Origin of the sequence: Haloechinothrix halophila YIM 93223, assembly GCF_000504245.1 — a bacterium.
Taxonomy (GTDB): Bacteria; Actinomycetota; Actinomycetes; order Mycobacteriales; family Pseudonocardiaceae; genus Haloechinothrix_A; species Haloechinothrix_A halophila.
Window position 1 is genome coordinate 690,958 of sequence record NZ_KI632509.1, and the last position, 19,016, is coordinate 709,973.

General features: G+C 68.5%; 16 protein-coding genes and 1 pseudogene. 9 read left to right on the forward strand and 8 right to left on the reverse strand.

Annotation, left to right across the window (positions count from 1 at the left end):
- The first annotated feature begins 301 nt into the window (after positions 1-301).
- Positions 302-1,342 (forward strand): hypothetical protein, encoded by a 1,041-nt coding sequence (locus AMYHA_RS26790; protein ID WP_157361765.1) that lies wholly within the window; start codon positions 302-304, stop codon positions 1,340-1,342.
- 124 nt (positions 1,343-1,466) lie between these two features.
- Positions 1,467-4,934: a beta strand repeat-containing protein gene (locus AMYHA_RS03180; RefSeq protein ID WP_051399491.1), complete on the forward strand. Its 3,468-nt coding sequence runs from the start codon at positions 1,467-1,469 to the stop codon at positions 4,932-4,934.
- Positions 4,935-5,013: 79 nt separating this feature from the next.
- Here the strand turns inward: AMYHA_RS03180 and AMYHA_RS03185 are convergent, their stop codons facing one another.
- A complete protein-coding gene (locus tag AMYHA_RS03185) occupies positions 5,014-5,292 on the reverse strand; it encodes a YciI family protein (protein WP_034267800.1) in 279 nt (92 codons plus the stop codon).
- A gap of 154 nt (positions 5,293-5,446) precedes the next feature.
- On the opposite strand from AMYHA_RS03185, the gene AMYHA_RS03190 reads away from it, so the two are divergent.
- The 3 genes from AMYHA_RS03190 (at position 5,447) to shbA (ending at position 7,219) form a co-directional block, all read left to right on the forward strand.
- The gene (locus AMYHA_RS03190) at positions 5,447-6,028 is read left to right on the forward strand and encodes a SigE family RNA polymerase sigma factor (RefSeq protein WP_034267802.1); all 582 of its coding nucleotides are present in this window, start codon (positions 5,447-5,449) and stop codon (positions 6,026-6,028) included.
- The gene (locus AMYHA_RS03195) at positions 6,025-6,327 is read left to right on the forward strand and encodes a hypothetical protein (protein ID WP_157361767.1); all 303 of its coding nucleotides are present in this window, start codon (positions 6,025-6,027) and stop codon (positions 6,325-6,327) included. The genes AMYHA_RS03190 and AMYHA_RS03195 overlap by 4 nt, the downstream gene beginning before the upstream one ends.
- Positions 6,328-6,610: 283 nt before the next feature.
- Positions 6,611-7,219 (forward strand): RNA polymerase sigma factor ShbA, encoded by a 609-nt coding sequence (gene shbA, locus AMYHA_RS03200; protein WP_051399492.1) that lies wholly within the window; start codon positions 6,611-6,613, stop codon positions 7,217-7,219.
- Here the strand turns inward: shbA and AMYHA_RS03205 are convergent.
- Together AMYHA_RS03205 and AMYHA_RS03210 are read right to left on the reverse strand one after the other, a co-directional pair.
- The gene (locus tag AMYHA_RS03205; RefSeq protein ID WP_051399493.1) at positions 7,158-8,588 is read right to left on the reverse strand and encodes an FAD-binding oxidoreductase; all 1,431 of its coding nucleotides are present in this window, start codon (positions 8,586-8,588) and stop codon (positions 7,158-7,160) included. The two genes, shbA and AMYHA_RS03205, sit on opposite strands and share 62 nt — an antisense overlap.
- Positions 8,589-8,667: 79 nt before the next feature.
- A complete protein-coding gene (locus tag AMYHA_RS03210) occupies positions 8,668-9,618 on the reverse strand; it encodes a DUF368 domain-containing protein (protein WP_034267808.1) in 951 nt (316 codons plus the stop codon).
- A 170-nt stretch (positions 9,619-9,788) separates the two neighbouring features.
- Between AMYHA_RS03210 and AMYHA_RS03215 the strand changes: the two genes are divergently transcribed.
- The 3 genes and pseudogenes from AMYHA_RS03215 (at position 9,789) to AMYHA_RS03225 (ending at position 12,607) form a co-directional block, all read left to right on the forward strand.
- Positions 9,789-10,286 carry a MarR family winged helix-turn-helix transcriptional regulator gene (locus AMYHA_RS03215; RefSeq protein ID WP_051399495.1) on the forward strand — a complete coding sequence of 166 codons (498 nt, stop codon included), beginning with the start codon at positions 9,789-9,791 and terminating at the stop codon, positions 10,284-10,286.
- Positions 10,283-11,851 (forward strand): annotated as a pseudogene (locus AMYHA_RS03220) (MDR family MFS transporter); the annotation flags it as partial. The gene AMYHA_RS03215 and the pseudogene AMYHA_RS03220, both read left to right, overlap by 4 nt.
- 75 nt (positions 11,852-11,926) lie before the next feature.
- Positions 11,927-12,607: a DedA family protein gene (locus tag AMYHA_RS03225; RefSeq protein ID WP_196776825.1), complete on the forward strand. Its 681-nt coding sequence runs from the start codon at positions 11,927-11,929 to the stop codon at positions 12,605-12,607.
- Positions 12,608-12,667: 60 nt separating this feature from the next.
- Here the strand turns inward: AMYHA_RS03225 and AMYHA_RS03230 are convergent, their stop codons facing one another.
- Positions 12,668-13,726: a glycoside hydrolase family 76 protein gene (locus tag AMYHA_RS03230; RefSeq protein WP_034275604.1), complete on the reverse strand. Its 1,059-nt coding sequence runs from the start codon at positions 13,724-13,726 to the stop codon at positions 12,668-12,670.
- 116 nt (positions 13,727-13,842) lie between these two features.
- Here AMYHA_RS03230 and AMYHA_RS03235 point away from each other — a divergent pair, with 116 nt between their 5' ends.
- A complete protein-coding gene (locus tag AMYHA_RS03235; RefSeq protein ID WP_034267811.1) occupies positions 13,843-15,987 on the forward strand; it encodes a molybdopterin-dependent oxidoreductase in 2,145 nt (714 codons plus the stop codon).
- A 218-nt stretch (positions 15,988-16,205) separates the two neighbouring features.
- On the opposite strand, the gene AMYHA_RS03240 is transcribed toward AMYHA_RS03235, so the two are convergent.
- The 4 genes from AMYHA_RS03240 to AMYHA_RS03255 are packed head-to-tail and all read right to left on the reverse strand — an operon-like array spanning position 16,206 to position 18,995.
- Positions 16,206-16,880, reverse strand: coding sequence for a TrmH family RNA methyltransferase (locus AMYHA_RS03240; protein WP_051399496.1), 675 nt, complete (start codon positions 16,878-16,880; stop codon positions 16,206-16,208).
- Between the two features lie 4 nt (positions 16,881-16,884).
- On the reverse strand, positions 16,885-17,463 hold the full coding sequence (gene pyrE, locus AMYHA_RS03245) for an orotate phosphoribosyltransferase (protein ID WP_034267813.1): 579 nt from the start codon (positions 17,461-17,463) through the stop codon (positions 16,885-16,887).
- A 22-nt stretch (positions 17,464-17,485) separates the two neighbouring features.
- On the reverse strand, positions 17,486-18,259 hold the full coding sequence (locus tag AMYHA_RS03250; protein ID WP_034267815.1) for an SDR family NAD(P)-dependent oxidoreductase: 774 nt from the start codon (positions 18,257-18,259) through the stop codon (positions 17,486-17,488).
- Between the two features lie 4 nt (positions 18,260-18,263).
- On the reverse strand, positions 18,264-18,995 hold the full coding sequence (locus AMYHA_RS03255) for a type III secretion system chaperone family protein (protein WP_051400313.1): 732 nt from the start codon (positions 18,993-18,995) through the stop codon (positions 18,264-18,266).
- Positions 18,996-19,016: the final 21 nt, after the last annotated feature.

Here is a 19,016-nt window from a genome sequence, read left to right on the forward strand (position 1 = left end):
CCCGCGTGTCACATCAGCACGAGGATTGGCGCAAAGATTGACTTACTCACCAGTAACCGCACGCCGTCAGTCTTGATCACGACAAGTAACACCCGGCTGCACAGAGTGTTTGTCACACGATGGGGGGCACTGGTCGTGTCGAGCGTGCGGAAACCGCTCGACGTTTGCCAGTGTCTTTGGCACGCACCACTTGCGGTGCCGATGCGAATACGAAGTGCTACTCCCCGATCGCAGCGAGGAAACGAGTTGCGGTTCAGCACGTCCCAAGTCGTCTAGGTAGTTGAAGGACCCGGTGAACTCGGTGGCAGCAGTGAAGCAGGAGCGCGCGAGCCGTGCCCGCCGCTGGTGCCTGCGTGCGCTCACCGTGGTCGGCGGCTCCATCGCGGCCAGCGTCGCCGCCTGGGCCATGACGACTGCCACCGCGAGCGCCGATCACGACTCCGGCGACAACTCCTGGCTCGGCGGCGGCGATCTGGTCAAGGTCGACGAGGTCGTCTCGGAGAGCAAGCAGGCTCTGCGCGATGGCGTGCACCGCGTCGACGGCGGCGTCGATCGCGTGCAGGACGCGCTCCGCACGAACAACGAGCCCGGCCCGGCCAAGGACGATGACAAGGACGGCAAGCCCGGTCGCGAGGACGCAGACAACGCGGCGGACGACACCGACAACGCGGCCGCTGGCGCGCACGGCTCCTCCTCGGTGCACCAGGCCACCGGCGCGCTGGGCCTGAACGACCACATGCACGCGACCGCCGATGGCATCGCGGCCATGCTCGACGGGCTGTTCGCACTCGACTACCAGCACCCTGGCCGTGGCGACCTCGGCCTCGGTGGCGCGCTTGATGACGCGGGACACCTCAACGACCTGCGCGACAAGCTCGACAGCTGGTTCCGTCCGGCGGCCGACGATGTGCTGCCCGCCCTTCCCGGCGGCATCACAGACGGCGCCGCCCCGATGCCGATGCCCGCGCCGAGCGTTCCCGCCGGCGTTGGCGGCTCGGTGTCCGACAACCCCTTCCTCACTGATTCCGCCATCGAGCAGGCCACTCCCATCCTGTCGGCCGCTGGTGGCAGCATCGACCGCGCCGCCAACGCCGCCGCGGCTTCCGATGTCACAGACTCCCCGAGCGACGGCAGCCCAGTGCGGCTGCCGGCAGGTGCGCCTGCTGCGCCGTCCGCGCCCGCCAATGGTGGTGCCACCGGCGGGCACGCGGACGGTTCGCAGTTCGCCGTCACCTCCGGCTCGGGTCTTGCCTTGATCGCCGCTTCGGCGACCAAGGCCCTTACCGGCGCGTCTGTCGCGCCGGTCGAGCCGGGCCGCCAGCCCGGCGTCACTCCTGACTGAGGTCATTTCCTTAGGGCAACGCGCGTTCTGAGCGCCTGCCCGAATCCGTCACGGCTATCCGCCTGACATCTCTCCCTGCGAAAAGTTCGCAACCCCGATAAATCCCTATCAAGGAGTACCTCTAATGCATAAGTGGGCGAAGCGCGGTATTCAGACCGCGCTCGTGACCGGCGGGATGTTCATGCTGGGCACCGGCATCGCATCCGCGGACGAGAACGTCGATCCGGACCGTCCGACCGGTCCGATCGACGGCGGCGTGACCGTCCCGATCGATATCTCGAACAACAACATGGGCATCTTGGGCGATGAGCAGCACGACGCTCCCGAGATCCAGCAGACCATCAGCACCAAGGACGTCACCGGCTCGCTGACCGGCAGCAGCTCGTCAACCACATCGTCGACTAGTGACTCCTGTGACTGCGAGGATGACGGGCTCCTGAGCGGTGTCACCGGCGACGGTGGCCTGACGGGCGGTGGCGGCCTGACCGACGGCGGTGGGACCGGCGGCGGTGTGACCAGCGGTGTCACCGGCGGAGACAGTGACCCGCTGCTCGGCAACAAGGTCAACGCCGACCTCGTCGTGCCGGTCCAGGTGACCAACAACGCCGCTGGCGTGCTTGGCGACGCCGAGACCACGGGCGGCGACTCCACCCAGACCTACGACGGCACCAGCAACATCAGCACCGATGGCAGCGGCGATGCGCTTGCTGGGAACGTGATCGACCTCGACTACGCGCTCCCGGTCCAGATCGCGAACAACGCTGGCGCGCTGCTCGGTGACGCCAAGACGTCGGACAACTCCGCCCAGCAGGACACCACCACCGGCGGCAACGTCGAGACGGACGGGTCGGAAGGCACGATCTCCGGCAACATCCTCGCCGGGCAGGCCGCCACGCCGTTGCAGGGCAACAACAACGCGCTCGCCGCTGGCGGCACCGCGTCCTCGGACGGCAACTCGGCCGAGTCGAACGCCCACAGCGGTGGCTACTTGGAGACCGACGGCTCCGACGGCGTGCTCTCGGGTAACGCGGGCGGTGGCCCGCTGGCCGCGGCAGGCGGGTTCAACAACAACGCTGGTTCCTACATCGGCAACTCCGAGACCACGGGCGCCGAGAACGACACCAGCGCGTCGGCAGGCGGCACGCAGACCGGCCTGAACGACATCGACACTTACATCCAGACCGACGGTGACAACGGCGTCGGCTCCGGCAACATCGCCCAGCCGCAGGGTGCGGGCAACCTCACCGGCCACGGCATCGCTGGCACCCACATCGGCACCGCCGAGACGGACGGCACGTCGCACTCCACCGACACCGAGGCTGGCGCGTTCTCCAACACGTCGGGCCAGGACTCGGTGCTGTCGGGCAACTTGGCCGACGCTCCCGTCGCCGCTCCGATCGAGGTCTTCTGCAGCGCGGGCAGCTACATTGGCATCGCGTCGACCTCGAACTGCGACAACTCCAACAGCGCGGAGGCAGGCAGCGGAACCTACACCGACGGCACCGGCTCCACCGGTGGCGGCAACTCGGTGAACGCGCCGATCGCTTCCCCCGTCGAGGCCTTCGGCATTGGCGGCACCCACATCGGCACCGCGGAAGCGGATGCGGTGTCGGAAACCAAGAACGTCGACGCCGGTGGCTACAACGGCACCCGTGGTGACGACTCCACGGTCGGCGGCAACATCGTGCAGACCCCGGTCGCTACACCCGGCGAACTGTTCGGCGTCGGTGGCTCCTTCGGTGGCAGCGGCTCCGGCAGCGCATCCGAGACCAAGGTTGTCAACGCCGGTGGCGACGGCAACACCTCGGACGACAACGGCACCGGCAGCTCGAACGTGGTCGCGACCCCGATCGCGCAGCCGCTGCAGGCCTTCGGCGTCGGTGGTTCCTTCATCGGTGACGGCCACGGCCAGTCGAGCGCCGACACCACGACCACGGCCGGTGGCGACTACACCGGTGCCGGTACGGGCGGCACGCTCTCCGGCAACGTCGGCCAGGTGGCGAGCGCGTCGCCCGCGCAGGCCTTCGGCATCGGCGGTGTGCTCGGCGGCAGCGCTTCCGGCAGCGCCGAGAACAGCTCGAGCACCGAGGCTGGTGGCAACGTCGAGACGGACGGCTCGGAAGGCTCCCTCTCCGGCAACGTCGCCAACGGCGCCCTCGCGACGCCGCTGCAGGGCCACGGCATGGGCGCGTCCGGGATCGGCCAGGCCGACGGCACCGCGTTCAACGTGACCGAGGCCGCCGCTGGCGGCGACGCCGAGACCGGCGGCACCGGCGGTTCGCTCGGCGGCAACGTCCTCTACGCCCCGCTCGCCGGCGCTGGCACGGGCTTCGGCAACGGTGGGTCCATCATCGGCGGCGCGTCGGGCGAAGGCGCCAACGAGGTTGTCTCCGAGGCTGGTGGCGACACCACGACCTCCGGTGACCAGGGCTCCGGCTCCGGCAACGCGCTCGGTCTGCAGGGGCTGCCCATCGCCCAGGGCTTCGGCAACGCGGCCAGCGTTGTGGCGAACGCCGACGGCGTCGGCACCAACACCACCGACTCGACGTCCGGTGGTGACATCACGACCTCGGGTGAGTCCGGCTCGCTGTCGGGCAACATCTTCGATGTGCCAGCCGCGGCGGTGGCGCAGGTGTTCGGCAACGCCGCCACGCTGGGTGGCATCTCGCACGGTATCGGCGACAACACCACCACGGGTGTCGCCGGTGGCACCGCGACCACGGCCGGTGACCAGGGCAGCCTGTCGGGCACCAACAACAAGCTGCCGCTCGGTGGCCTGGTGCAGATCTACAACGTCAGCCTGCCGCTGCTCGGCGAGGCGCTGGCCATCGGCACCAACGTGACCAGCGTGAACCTGGACAGCCAGGAGCCGCAGCTCAACCTGCCGATCGATGGCTCGGAGATGTCGATCGACAGCGTGCCCGCCCTGAACCGGATGGCTGCCGCTCCGGCTGGCCCGCTGCGTTCGGAGCGTGCTGGTCTGCCGACCGACGTGAGCCCCGCGATGATGCCGATCTCGGCGCCGGTTTCGCCGGGTGTCGACATGCCGCTGCCCGCGCCTGGCCTGCCCACCGGTGGCGTCCCCGGTGCTGGTGAGCTGCCCGGTGCTGGTGAGCTGCCCGGCCTCGACGGCCTGTCGCTGGACGGCCTGCCCGGCCTCGACGGCCTTGGTGGCCTGCCCGTCCCGGCTGGCCGCGACATGACCGCCGTTCCCGCGCTGCCGACTGACGTCGACGCGCTCCCGGAGCTCCCCGCGCTGCCGGGTGTCGACAGCCTGCCCATCCCGGGCCTGCCGACCGGTGGCCTGCCGGCGACCGGCCGTGACCTGCCCGCCGCTGGCGGCGTGCCCGCGCTGCCGACCGACGTCGACGCGCTCCCGGAGCTGCCGCTGTCGGGCGAGCTGCCCGTCTCGGGTGAGCTGTCGGGTGTGGACGCGCAGCTGCCGCAGGCTCCGGTCGCCGCCCCGCAGATCGGCTCGACGCTGCCCGCCGTTGACTCGCTGCCCGCGCGGAGCGAGACCAGGCAGACCGGCGTCAAGGGAATGTTCGCCAAGGCCCTCGGCATGCTGACCGGCAAGTCGATCCAGGCCTGATCTCCCAGTGAATACACGAAGGGCTTCTTTGGGGCGCCAGACGTCCCAAAGAAGCCCTTCGTGGCGTCTCGACCGCCGGTCAGTCAGGCAGCCAGGAGCCGAGGACCGGCTTGAACTCACGCACCGATCGCTCGGCGATGGCCCCCTCCAGGTGGTAGGGGTCGTCGTCGATGATCTGGTGCAGCGCGTCGAGGTCGGCGGCTTGGATCAGCACCACGCCGCCGGTGTCGTCCGCGAGCGGGCCAGCGATGGCCACCGTGCCCTGCTCCGCCAGCTCCGCGAGGAACTCGCGGTGTCTCGGCCGGACCGCGGGCATCTTGTCCTGCACATAACGAATCTCAACCAGGTACCACGCCATGGGAGTGCAAGCTACGCCAGTCGACTCGGCTAGCGACCGCGCGGTCCCACCGAACACGCCATCACCGTGTTCGGCCATGCGCGCAGCGTGACTCCGATGTGCTGCCGATACGCTGGGACCTACCGGCTTCGACCGGCGGAAAGGGGGATGTGGCATGCCGGAGCGCAGTGCGGAACGCACCGTTGAACGCACGCTCGGTCACCTCCGCGCGATCGACGCGCCGGACGAGCAGACCGAACCGGGCATGCCCGTCACCCTCGAAGACCTTTATCGGGTGCACCGGATGCGCCTCGTCCGGCTGGCGATCCTGCTCGTCGACGAACCCGCGACGGCAGAGGACGTCGTGCAGGAGGCGTTTACCGGGCTGCACCGCAACTGGGGCAAACTACGAGACGAGGCCGCTGCGATCGGCTACCTGCGCACCGCCGTCGTCAACGGCTCGCGCAGTGTGCTTCGGCGGCGCAAGACCGCACGCGAGTACGTGCCGCCGCACGCGGTGACAGCGCGTTCCGCGGAAAGCCTCGCGATGCTGTCCACCGAACACCAGGCCGTCGTCAACGCGCTTGGCGTGCTGCCGCCGAGGCAGCGGGAGGTACTGGTGTTGCGCTACTACGGCGGGATGAGCGAAGCCGAGATCGCCGATGCGGCTGGCATCTCGAAGGGGACCGTGAAGTCGACGGCGAGCAGGGCGCTGGAAGCCTTGCAGCGCGCGATGGCGGAAGCGCGGCAGCAGTGAAGGAATCACGGCCCGAATCGAGTCAGCATCTCGGCGAAAGCAACGGAGCGATGACCGAAAATAGGCCGGAAGAGTTACTGGCCGAGGCGCTGCGCGCCAAGGCTGGGCAAACCGGCCGTAACGCCAGCGTCGTCGCCGACGAATCACAGACAGACCGCCTCACCCTGCCGTCCGACACTGACCAGCAAGAGTCTGGCGAAACGGATATTCAAGGCATAAGCCTGGGCTGGGTGATGGTGCTGGCTGCGCTCTTAGGGCTAGCGACCGGTGCCCTGATTGGACTACTCACCGTAGTCTGATCGTGGAGCATCGCCTGGTTTCATATCCCCCAAATGTACGCATGGTGACACTCGATCGATGCGGTTAGGATGTTCGTGGGGCTAATGCCCGAATCAGCCGGGTGAGCCCAACCACTCAGCGTGGTCCGCGTCGTCCTAGACCCCGACGGCACCTAAGTATTGGTGTATGCGCTTAGGGGTCGAAATGTCTGGATACAGCGCGAGCCTTCCTCTTGGCAATTTTCACGTTCGGTCGGTAGCGGCTCCTGAGCGAACGGTGGCACGGGAAACCCCGGAAGCCCCCGTGAGCGCTCCCGCGGCCGCCGCCGATCCTTATGCCCAGTTGGTCGAGGCGGCCAAGACTGGCGACCGGTACGCGGTGGACGATCTGCTCGCCGCCCTCCGGCCAATCATCGTGCGTTACTGCCGCTCCCGCATCGGGCGAGCGTTGAGCACGTTCTCCTCGGCGGACGATGTCGCGCAGGAGGTGTGTCTCGCGGTGTTGATGGCGCTCCCGTCGTACCGGTCGAGCGGGGCGAGCTTCCTCGGCTTCGTGTACGGCATCGCGACACACAAGATCATGGACTTCCACCGCAAACATTCCAGGGACAAATCACTGCCGGTGTCCGACGTCCCGGACACCGGGGTGGACACCCTCAATCCCGAGCAGCACCTGCTGCGGTCGGAAATGGGGCAGCAGCTCGGTGATCTGCTGAACACACTGTCCGAGACGCAACGCGAGGTGCTGACGCTGCGACTGGTCGTCGGGCTTTCCGTCGCGGAGACGGCGGAGACGATCTCGGTCTCGCCAGGCGCGGTGCGGGTGTGCCAGCACCGCGCGTTGACCAAGCTCAGGAACCGGCTGCAGGCCCGTGTGGGCTCGGATTCATCGAGAACATTGACTCTGGATTGAACAGGTTCTCCGGATCGAGCGCCTGCTTGATGTCGCGGTGCACCCGCATGCCGACCGGCCCGATCTCGCGCGCCAGCCACTCTTGCTTGATCTTGCCGATGCCGTGCTCGCCGGTGACCGTGCCGCCGAGCGAGAGCCCGACGTCGAGGATGTCGTCGAACGCCTTGTGCGCCCGCGCCGATTCGTCCGCCGAGCTGGGGTCGTAGACGATCGTCGGGTGCATGTTGCCGTCGCCCGCGTGGCCGACCACCGCGATCAGCAGCCCGACATCCTCACTGATCCGCGCGCAGCCAGTGATCAGTTCCGCGATCCTGGTGCGTGGCACCGAGACGTCGTCGGTGAGCCAGGTGCCGTACGTCTCCAGCGCGGTCAGCACCACCCGCCGCGCTTGCAGCAGCATGTTGCCCTCGGCGAGGTCGTCGGTCACGTAGGTCATGTCAGCGCCCGCGTCGGAGCAGATCTGCTCGATCGCGGTCAGCTCACGGCGCGCCACCTCGCCGCCGGAGTCCGACTGGCACAGCAGCAGCGCCTCGCAGCCAGAACCAGCGCCGATGTCGGTGTTGAGGTAGGCCTCGGCCGCCTTGATCGACGCGGCGTCCATGATCTCCATCAGCGACGGGACAAGGCCTTCCTTCACTACCCGTGCCACGGCGTCACCCGCGGCCGCGGTGTCGTTGAACGCCGCGACCAGCGTGCCAGGAGCCTGCGGTAGTGGCTTGAGCGCGACGGTGGCTTCTGTGATCACGCCGAGCGTGCCCTCGCTGCCGATGAATAGCTTGGTCAAGTCGTAGCCAGCGACACCTTTGACCGTGCGGCGGCCGGTCTTGAGCAGCGAACCGTCCGCCAGCACCACCTTGAGCCCCAGCACCGCGTCGGTGGTGACGCCGTACTTCACGCAGCACAGCCCACCGGCGTTGGTGGCGAGGTTGCCGCCGATGGTGCACCAGTCGTAGCTGGAAGGGTCCGGCGGATAGAACAGCCCGTTTTTGGCCACAGCGTCCCGGAAGTCCAGGTTCACCACGCCCGGCTGAACGACGGCGAGCCGGTTCGCCGCGTCGATCTCCAGGATCTCGTTCAGCTTGGTCAGGACGAGTATGACGCAACCGTCGATGGCGTTGGCCGCGCCGGTGAGTCCGCTGCCAGCGCCGCGCGGCACGATCGGCACCCCGGCGTCGGCGCACGCGCGGACGGTGGCCTGCACGCCATCGGTGTCGGTCGGCATGACCACCGCCAGTGGCGTGCCGTACGGGGCGAGCGGCATCATGTCCCGGCTGTAGCTGTCCGTGACGTCGGTGTCGGTGATGACCGCCGAGTGGCCAAGGGTAGCGCGCAGCCGATCGACCAGCTGGGAGCTGCTGGCAGTACTCATGCCTCCACGGTAGTGCGTGAGTCGTCGTTACTGTGCTGGTAGATACCAATCCGACCGGAATTAAGCCGACCTGGCAGGGTCAAGCAAGCGTGCCAGTCGACTGACTTCCGGTCTCCTTGGTATTCCGATGCGTCTTGTGCTCGATCGCGAGCACGCCGAGCACGATCACGACGCCGAGCAGCATCAGGCCGACGGTGACTACGACGTCCCCGCTCGGCGCGAGCAGGTCCCGCTCGCCGGACTCCCACGGCTGCCACGGCCACAGCGCCCGCAGCGACCCCGCAAGTAGCCCGGTCATGACGACATGGGTCAGGTGGTGGTGGCGTTCCAGTAGCCACTGCAACAGCTTCACGAACAGTGCGAGCCCAATCAGTGCGCCGAGCGCGAACGTGCTGACGTAGCCGAGGTCGCGGTCGTTGATGGCATCCATCGTCGTGGTGTAGAGCCCGATCGCGAGCAGCATGAATGACCCGGACACACCGGGCAGCACCAGTGCGCAGATGGCGACGGCCGCGGCAGCCATGACGATCAGCGGGTGCGGCTCGATCTCGGTCGGCGGCAGCCCGGTCAGCACGAAGGTGACCGCGGCGACGGCGAGCGCGAGCAGGTAGTTGGCGGGGCTCCACGAGCGTCCCGAGCCGGAGTACGGCACCCATAGCGACGCGAGCACGAGGCCGAAGAACACCGCGAACGACTGCTGCGGATGCTCCTCGACCAGCGGCGAGACCAGCTTGGCCGCGGTGAGCACCGCGACGATCATGCCAGCCATGACGGCGATGACGAGGGCCCAGTGAACCCTGCGGAACTCCGCCGCGGCGCGGTCGGTGCCCTTGCCGCGCGGCAGGTCGCTCACCGCGAGTTTGGCGCCGGAGACCGTGTGGCCTGCCGAGATGATCAATCTGTCGTAGATGCCCGTGATCAGCGCGACGGTGCCGCCGCTGACCCCGGGGATGACCTCGGCGGTGCCCATGAGCCCGCCCCGGAACGCGTTCAACAGATGAGTACCAACGGATTTGGTCGACGCAGCCACGCGATCAGCCTACGACCAGCCGTCGGGCCGCTTGCCAGGGCGTGCACCTGTGTGTCAGCGCTGAGGATGGCGTTGCTCACAGCGAAATATTTAGCTTGCGTAACTAGTTCCTGAAAGGCATAGTTGTGTACTGAAATTAGTTGAGTCAAGCAAGTAATTGAGACTGGGGCATGACCGATACCACGCGGCAGGACGACCTTGGCGTCGCCGATGACCTCGGCGTCGAACTGGTACGCACGATCCGGCTGCTCGCCAAGGCCAAGGCCAAGCTGTCGTCGATCCCAGGCAGCGCGGACCACACGACCTTCCCGATCATCGCGACGCTGGTCTGCGAGGGTCCGCGCCGGACGTCGGCGCTAGCCGAAGCGCTGCACATCGAGGTCTCCACCATCAGCAGGCAGACCAGCGCGCTGGTGCAGCAGGGCCTCATCGAGCGGCAGGCCGACCCGAACGACGGCCGCGCCTGCCTGCTCGCGCCCACCGACGCGGGGCGTGACCTCTACGAGCGGGCACGCCAGGAGCGCAACCGCTGGCTGGCCGCCACGCTGCGGGACTGGGACGCGGACGACGTCGAGCGGCTGATCGGCCTGCTCACCCGGCTCAACATCGATCTCGCCGGCAACCTCGGCGTTTCGCACGAACCGGTAGCGCAGGGGGAGGACACATGACGAGCACGGTGAACACTGACGGCGGCGCGCCGCACCCCCAGCAGGCCTCGCAGGACCCGCCGCTGCTGAGCCACCGGAAGATCCTGACGATCCTGTCCGGGCTGATGATGGGAATGTTCCTCGGCGCGCTGGACATGACCATCGTTTCCACGGCCGTCCGCACCATCGCCGACGATCTCGACGGCCTCAGCATCCAGGCGTGGGTGACGACCGCGTACCTGATCACCGCGACGATCATGACCCCGATCTACGGCAAGCTGTCCGACATCTACGGTCGCAAGCCGCTGTACCTGATCGCGATCTCGCTGTTTCTGATCGGCTCCATGGCATGCACGCTGGCGACGTCGATGTACCAACTCGCGGTGTTCCGCGCTGTGCAGGGTCTCGGCGCTGGCGGGCTGATGTCGCTGGCGATCACGATCATCGGCGACATCGTGCCCGCACGGGAGCGCGCCCGCTATCAGGGCTACATCGTGGCCGTGTTCGGCACGTCCAGCGTGCTCGGCCCGGTGTTCGGCGGGATGTTCGCCGGGATGGACGCCTTCCTCGGCGTGGACGGCTGGCGCTGGGTGTTCCTGATCAACGTCCCGATCGGCATCGTGGCACTGTTCGTCGTCGCCAAGGTGCTGAATGTGCCGCACGAGCGCCAGCATCACCGCATCGACTGGTGGGGCGCGGTCTCGCTGGCGACAGCGGTGATCCCGCTGCTGCTCGTTGCGGAGCAAGGCAGGGACTGGGGCTGGACCTCAACCGGCGCACTGATCTGCTACGTCGTCGCCGTCGGTGGGATCGCGCTGTTCATCCAGGTCGAGCGTGCGATGGGCGACGCAGCCCTGTTGCCGCTGCGGCTGTTCCGCAATCCGACGTTCAGCGTGGCGATCGCCGCGGGCATGCTCGTTGGCGTCGCGATGTTCGGCACGATGACGCTGATCCCGCAGTACCTGCAGATCGTGCAGGGGTTCAGCCCAACGGAAGCCGGGCTGCTCACGCTGCCCATGATGGGCGGGATCATGGTCGCGACCACGATCACCGGCCGGTTCACCTCGGCAACGGGTCGCTACAAGCTCGCCCCGGTCATCGGGACGCTGCTGATCTCGCTCGGCGCACTGCTGCTGGCCCAGATCGAGTGGAACAGCCCGGTGTGGCAGCCGATGGTCTACATGGGCGTGATCGGCATGGGGCTCGGCGGCTGCATGCAGACGCTGGTCATCGCGGTGCAGAACGCGGGGCCGCGTAGCGACATGGGCGTATCCACGGCGTCGGCGACGTTCTTCCGGCAGATCGGCGGCACGCTCGGCGTCGCGGTGTTCCTGTCCATCCTCTTCAGCACGCTCACCGCCAACGTGCGGGCGGCGTTCACGGAACTCGGGCTGCCTGCCGCCGCCGCGAGCGCTGGCGATAGGGACATCATGGTGGACTCGTCGTTCCTCAAGACGATTCCGATCGAGCAGGCGAAGCCGTTCCTGATCGGGTTCACCGACTCGATCAACACGGTGTTCTACGTCGCGGCCGCGGTGGCGTTCGTCGCCAGTGTGGTCGTCATGACCATGCGTGAGATTCCATTACCTGAAGTGCGACGACAGTAGGAATTCACCCGTAGGACGGCATCCCGACGGAGGGGCAACGTACCCTTAGGGGTCGTGAGTGTCGTGCAGGCCGCTGCGGCCGAAGTAGGTGTCAGCTGGCTGTCGAACGCTGGCCCGGCCCTGGTGTGGGTCATCGTGCTCAGCTTCATCTTCCTCGAGTGCGCGGTGATCGTCGGCCTGTTCCTGCCCGGCGACTCGCTGCTGTTCGTCGCCGGTGTCGTGCTCGCGAGTCACGGAGCCGAGGCGAGCGCGTGGTGGTTGTCCGTCGTCGCGCTGCTGGTGGCGTCGGTGGCGAACCAGGTCGGCTACGTCATTGGCAAGAAGAGCGGCACCGCGTATATCGCGCGCAGGGGCGGCAAGGTCCTCAGCAGGGAGAAGCTCGACAAGGCGCGCGATTTCCTCGACCGCAAGGGCTTTTTCGCGATCGTCGCGGCGCGCTGGATTCCGTGGGTACGCACGTTCGCGCCGCTGATCGCGGGCGCGGCTGGCATGAACCCGCGCCGGTTCGCGCTCGCGACGTTCGCCGGTGCCGTGCTGTGGGTGCCGACGCTGGTGTTGCTCGGCTACTACGCGGGCGACCTGATCCGGTCGATGCCGTGGCTGCAGACGATCGCCGTCTGGGCGGGCATCCTGTTCCTCGTCGGGGGCACGGCGTACGGCATCTGGCAGTACCGGCAGGAGGTGCGCAAGCCGATCGTGGCGGAGCCTACGCCGCAACCGAGCAGTTCGCGCTAGCTGGCGCGGCTTGCCTGCCGGTCGCCGGGCCGTGCCCGTACGCTTATCGCTCGCCCGGCGTCAGTGCCCGAGCGTGGCGGCGGCTTCGATCACCAGCCATCCCCCGACCTGCACGGACAGTTGCCGCGATGGCTCCTGCTCCCCCTTCGCGGGCGCACTCGCCTGTTTCGCCCAGTCCGGCCCGAACAGCGGCCCGTGCGCGAGCGCGGCATTGCGCCAGCAGGCGTCCGCCGAGGTCAGCACGATCTCCCGCGCGGTGTCGGCGGCCGTGCCACTCGGCAGTTCTGACGCGGCGAGCGCGAGGTAGCGCGCGCAGATACCGGAGAACAGTCCGCCGTCGCCGCCTCCGTGGCCGCGCAGCACGCCACCGGGCGCGAGCTTCGTGGCTATCGCGTCGATGGTGCGTTCGGCTCGGTCCCGCCAGACCGAGCGGCCGTCGGTGCGCGCCAGCTCCACGCAGCCGCCGAGGTACACGCCTTGGCAGTAGGTGTAGATCCGTTTGTTCAGCTCACCCACTTCACCGGTGTCCCGGTCGATCCGCAGCCCGTCGAACACCAGCCCGGTCGCCGGGTCGACGAGGGTGTCGGTTAACCACGTCATGATCTCGGTGGCCCGCGCCTCGTCGCCGGTCCGTGCATGCAGGATCGCCGCGGGCCCATTGGCCGGCGCGTTCTTGTAGCCGTCCCCGCGCCGCCACCAGATGCCGCCACCGCCGTCCGGCGTCCAGGCGATGCGGAGCTGTTCGGTGAGATCGGTCAGCGCATCGGCGGCGTCCAGCCCGATGACGTCCTGGGCGCGGTGCAGCGTGAGGCCGAGCCACGCCATGTCGTCGTAGTAGTTGTTGGTCCAGCTCAACCGGTTGCGCAGCCGGATTCCGGTGGCCAGCCTGCGGATCAGCTTCACCCTGCGCTGGCATGGTGCGCGCAGTTGCGCGTCAACGAGGGCGTCAAGCAGATGCGCCTGCCACCAGTAGTTCCAGTGCCGGTGCCAGCGCTGCTGCCAGGTCGGCGGCCAGTCGTTGCGGCCGAGCGCGGTGCCGGGCAGGCACCACAGCCGCACGACATGTCTGCCGATGACGGCGTCTTCCGCTGCCGCTGCGCGGTCGGCGAGATGGTCCACATGATCACTGTGCCACGCTGCGCCGATCGGCCACCTCCGAAAGGCGTAGCTCGCGATGGAGACGCGGAATAGTGTTGTGTTGCTGCTGAATCCCGCCACCGACAGCGAGGTGTGTTATGCCAAAAACCGCTCATGTCACCTGCCCGCTGTGCGAGGCAACGTGCGGATTGTCCGTCTCCATCGACGGTGGCACCGTCACCGATGTCCGGGGCGATCGCGACGACGTCTTCTCGCGCGGCTTCATCTGCCCGAAGGGTGTCTCGCTCGGCGCGCTGCACGCCGACCCCGACCGGCTGCGGGCGCCGCTCGTCAAGCGGGACGGCGAGTTCGTCGAGGTGAGCTGGGACGAGGCGTTCGCGGAAATCGACGCCCGGCTACGGCCGATCATGGCGGAGCACGGCAACGACGCACTCGCGATCTACGCGGGTAATCCGTCTATCCACAACGTATCCACAACCCTCTACGGTCCGGTGCTGTACCGCGCGATCGGCACCAAGAACTTCTACAGCGCCAGCACCGTCGACCAGATGCCGAAGCACTACACCTCCGGGTATCTGTTCGGCGCGCCGCTGTCGATCCCGATCCCGGACATCGACAACACGCAGTACCTGCTGATGCTCGGCGCGAACCCACTGGTGTCCAACGGCAGCCTGATGACCGCGCCGGACATACGCGGCAGGCTCAAGGCGCTGCGTGCGCGCGGCGGCAAGTTGGTCGTCGTCGACCCCAAGCGCACCCGCACGGCAGAGGCCGCCGACGAGCACCACGCGATCCGGCCCGGTACCGACGCGCTGCTGCTGTTCGCACTGGTCAATGTGCTGTTCGACCGCGACCTGGTCACGCTGGGGATGCTCGCGGAGCACACCGCGGGCGTGGCCGGGGTGCGTGCGCTCGCGGAGCCCTTCACCCCGGAAGCCGTGGCGCCGGTGGTGGGCATCGATGCCGACATGATCCGGCGGATGGCCGTCGCGCTTGCCACGACCGAGCGGGCGGTGGTCTACGGCCGGGTCGGCACCACGACACAGGAGTTCGGCACTCTGGCGAGCTGGCTGGTCGACGTCGTCAACGTGCTCACCGGCAACCTGGACCGGCCGGGTGGCGCGATGTTCCCGACGCCCGCCGCGAGCGCGCCCGGCAGCAGCAAGCCGTTCCGGCACGGGCGGTGGCGCAGCCGGGTGCGCGGGCTGGCCGAGGTGTACGGCGAGCTGCCGGTCGCGACCCTGGCGGACGAGATCGAGACGCCGGGTGAAGGCCAGGTAAAGGCGCTGCTGACGGTCGCTGGCAACCCTTGCCTTTCCACGCCGAACTCGGAACGGCTCGACGCGGCGCTCGGCCAGCTGGACTTCATGGTGTCCCTCGACGTCTACCTGAACGAGACCACCCGGCACGCCGACGTGATCCTGCCAGGCCCGACGCCGCTGGAGCGCCCACACTACGACCTGGCCTTCTACCAGCTCGCGGTGCGCAACGTGGCGAACTGGACGCCCGCCGCGCTGAGCTCTGACCTGCCGCAGGAATGGCAGACGCTGCTGCGGCTGCTCGGTGTCGTCACCGGGCAAGGGCCCTCTGCCGACATCGCGGCGCTGGACGACTTCGTGGCAGGAGAGTTCGCCAAACGCACGGGGGTCGACGTCGCGGCGGCCGCTAGTCGGGTCGGTCCGGAACGACTGGTGGACCTGCTGTTGCGGGCGGGACCGTACTCGCTCACCCTCGCCGACCTGGAAGCCGCGCCGCATGGTGTGGACCTCGGACCGCTGACCCCTCGGCTGCCGGGTGCGCTGAAGACCGCGAGCGGCATGATCGAGCTGGCACCGGAGGCGATCACCGCCGACGTGCCCCGGCTCGCGGCGCGGTTGGACGATGCGCCGAACGGACAGTTCGTGCTGATCGGCAGGCGACAACTGGCGTCGAACAACTCCTGGATGCACAACCTCGAGACGCTGGTGCGTGGTTCGAACCGGTGCACGGTGCAGGTGCACCCGGACGACGCCGCTGGCCTCGGGCTCACCGGCGGTGCGCTGGCGAAGGTGTCCTCCGCCGCGGGAACGGTCGAGCTGCCGGTCGAGGTCACCGACGTGCTCCGCAAGGGTGTGGTCAGCATCCCGCACGGCTGGGGTCACGACGCCGATGGCGCGCGGATGTCGGTCGCCGCCGCGCACGCCGGAGCGAACTCGAACGTGCTCACCGACGACGGCCCGCTCGACGCTCCGACCGGCACCGCCGTCCTCAACGGCATTCCGGTCCAGCTCACCCCCGCCTGACTCACGCCAGAACGTCGCGAGTCGCACCTAAATCGCGCCGAGTCGCACCTTAGATGCCGCGAGTCCGGACTTGTGGCCGGGCGAGTCCCGCGTTCCGGTGCCGCGAGTTCCGACTTCGCGATCCGAGCGCCTCCTGGAAGGGGCCTCGTGCCCGGAAAGGTGCAACTCGCGGCGGATAGGGTGCAACTCGCCGTCATCAAGGTGCGACTCGCGGGGCCTCACCAGGCCTGGTCGAGGTCCGCGTGCTGGGTGATCCAGGTGTGCATGACGATGCCCGCCGCGACGCCCGCGTTGATCGAGCGGGTTGAGCCGAACTGCGCGATGGACACCGACACGTCGGCGGCTTCGCGTGCCTCGGCGGATAGCCCTGGCCCCTCCTGCCCGAACAGCAGCACGCACCGGCGGGGCAGCGTCGCGGTCTCGATCCGGCGCGCGCCGTGGGTGTTGTCCACAGCGACGATGGTCAGCTCCTCCGCTCGCGCGAAAGCCACCAGCCCGTCGACGGCTGGGTGATGGTGCAGGTGCTGGTATCGGTCGGTCACCATCGCGCCGCGCCGGTTCCACCGCCGCCTGCCGACGATGTGCACCGCTGCCGCCGCGAAGGCGTTGGCCGTGCGGACGACGGTGCCGATGTTGTGGTCGTGCTGGAAGTTCTCGATCGCGACGTGGAACGGATGCCGCCTGCGGTCCACATCGGACACGATGGCCTCGCGTCGCCAGTAGCGGTACGGGTCGACGACGTTCCGGCGGTCGCCGTGCTCAAGCAGCTCGGGATCGTAACGCTCGTCGGTGGGCCACTCCCCCTGCCACGGTCCGACGCCGACCTCGTCCGGCCGGATCCACTCGGTGGGGCCAGCGGCGTCGTCCTGCTCGCCGGGCACGGCGTCAGACACCGGCTCAGGACAGCCCGAGGTCGTCGAGGCCTAGCAGCGACCGGTACGGCAGACCGTGCGCCTCGATGGCCTCCCGCGCCCCGGTGTCGCGGTCGACGATGGTGGCGACGCCGACGACCGAGGCGCCAGCCGCCTCGAGTGCGTCGACGGCGGCGAGCACGCTGCCACCGGTCGTCGAGGTGTCCTCCACGGCGAGCACCTGCTGCCCGGACACCTCGATGCCCTCGATGCGGCGCTGCAGGCCGTGGGTCTTGCTCGACTTGCGCACCACGAACGCGTCCAGCACCACGCCGTCGGCAGCGGCGGAGTGCATCATCGCGCAGGCGACCGGGTCCGCGCCGAGCGTGAGCCCACCAGCGGCGACGTAGTCCCAATCGGACGTGATCTGCCGCAGCAGCGTCCCGATCAGTGGCGCGGCGGCGTGGTGCAGCGTCGCGCGCCGCATGTCGACGTAGTAGTCGGCCTCCGCGCCGGACGAGAGCGTGACCTTGCCTCTGACAACGGCGAGCTCCGTGACAAGGCGAGCCAACTCGGTCTTGGCCGCGAGGTCGATCCCACTACGTGATCCCGGAGCGTTCACCACGCGGACAAGCCTCTCTATCTGATCAGGTGCGGTTGCGTCGAGCAGCGAGTTTACCCGTCAGGGTGCGCAACACCGGCGGCGGCAGCGCCTTGCCGACACCGACGATGGCCTGCCATCGCTTGCCGGGGATGGAGATTGTCTTGCTGCGTGCCAGGTCCTGCAGGCAGTCGCGCACCACGCGGTCGGCGTCCAGCCAGAGCACGTCGGGGATCGCGTCGGTGTCGTCACCGGATCGGGCGTGGAACTCCGTCCGGGTGAATCCGGGGCACAGCGCGAGCATCCGCACCCCCGTGTCACCCAGCGACGCGGCCATGCCTTCGGTGAACGCGGTGACCCACGCCTTCGTCGCGCCGTAGGCGGCGCCGGTGCCAGGGAAGAACCCGGCAACGCTTGAGACGTTGACGACAGCGCCCGTGCCGCGCTCGATCATGCCTGGCAGTGCGGCGTGCGTCAGCCGGAGCACGCTGGCGACGTTGACGTCGAGCTGCGACTGCAGCTGGTCGACACCCGTCTCGGTGAACCTGCCGTTGAGCCCGAAGCCCGCGTTGTTGACCAGCAGGTCTACCGGCTTCTCGCGCAGGGCGTCTTCGACGGTGCCGCGCTCCGCCGCGTCGGCCAGGTCAGCGGGCAGCACCTCGACGTCGATGCCGTGCCGCGCGGACAGCGCGGCCTCCATTGCCTTGAGCCGGTCGACACTGCGGGCGACGGCGATCAGGTCGTATCCCCGCGCGGCAAGCTGGCGGGCGAACTCGGCGCCGATGCCAGCGGTCGCCCCGGTAATCAACGCGGTAGGCATGTCCTCAGCCTATGTCGCCGTGCGGCTTCTCATGCATGTGGTCGACGTGGCGGACGCCCTCCGGCGGGTCCTGCCAGACGTGTTTGCCACCCGCTTCGTCCTCTTCGGCCGGATCGATGATGTCCGCGATTTCCCCGACGTCGCGCAGCAGTCGCTCCAATCGGGACGGTCCGGCGTTCGGCGAAACGGCGGCGAGCACCCAGTCGTGCTCCATCCACACCACGCTGACGTCTCCGCCGAGTTCCCCCGCGGCGTCGATGAGTAGCTGCGAGATCACCGATCGGGCGGCTTCGACGTCGTCGGTGAAGGCGTAGCGCTGCCCTGCGGGACCGAGCAGATCGGGCATCTCGGAACGCTGGAACGGTACGCTCGCCAGCCACAGCTCGAGCAGAACCGGGAACGCCTTACCGCAGCGCACCGCGACGACCGACGCCGGGATCTGCCGGTTGGCCTCGATGTCGAACACGTACACCGAGCGTCTGCCCTCGCTGGTGAACGTCGTGCCAGCGACGACGTTGACGGCGGCCTCGGCCCGGTAGTAGCCCATGGCGCCCTCGGTCCAGTGGCTGACCATGCGGGCGTCTTCCTCGGCGAACTGCCACCCGCGTAGGTCGGCCCAGCGCAGCCGTTCCCGGTTGCGCGAGCCTTCGCGGGCGCGGTCGACCGCGAGCAACGCCAGCCCCGTCACGAGGGCGATGAAGGCGATGAGAAACCACATCCACGCCGGTATACCCACGGCGGACACCCTATCGTCTGC

Bases quoted from the DNA above. Each gene is read 5' to 3' on its own strand.
- AMYHA_RS03180 (WP_051399491.1), top strand. From the start codon at position 1,467: ATGCATAAGTGGGCGAAGCGCGGTATTCAGACCGCGCTCGTGACCGGC.
- AMYHA_RS03185 (WP_034267800.1), bottom strand. From the start codon at position 5,292: ATGGCGTGGTACCTGGTTGAGATTCGTTATGTGCAGGACAAGATGCCC.
- AMYHA_RS03190 (WP_034267802.1), top strand. From the start codon at position 5,447: ATGCCGGAGCGCAGTGCGGAACGCACCGTTGAACGCACGCTCGGTCAC.
- AMYHA_RS03205 (WP_051399493.1), bottom strand. From the start codon at position 8,588: ATGAGTACTGCCAGCAGCTCCCAGCTGGTCGATCGGCTGCGCGCTACC.
- AMYHA_RS03215 (WP_051399495.1), top strand. From the start codon at position 9,789: ATGACCGATACCACGCGGCAGGACGACCTTGGCGTCGCCGATGACCTC.
- AMYHA_RS03235 (WP_034267811.1), top strand. From the start codon at position 13,843: ATGCCAAAAACCGCTCATGTCACCTGCCCGCTGTGCGAGGCAACGTGC.
- AMYHA_RS03250 (WP_034267815.1), bottom strand. From the start codon at position 18,259: ATGCCTACCGCGTTGATTACCGGGGCGACCGCTGGCATCGGCGCCGAG.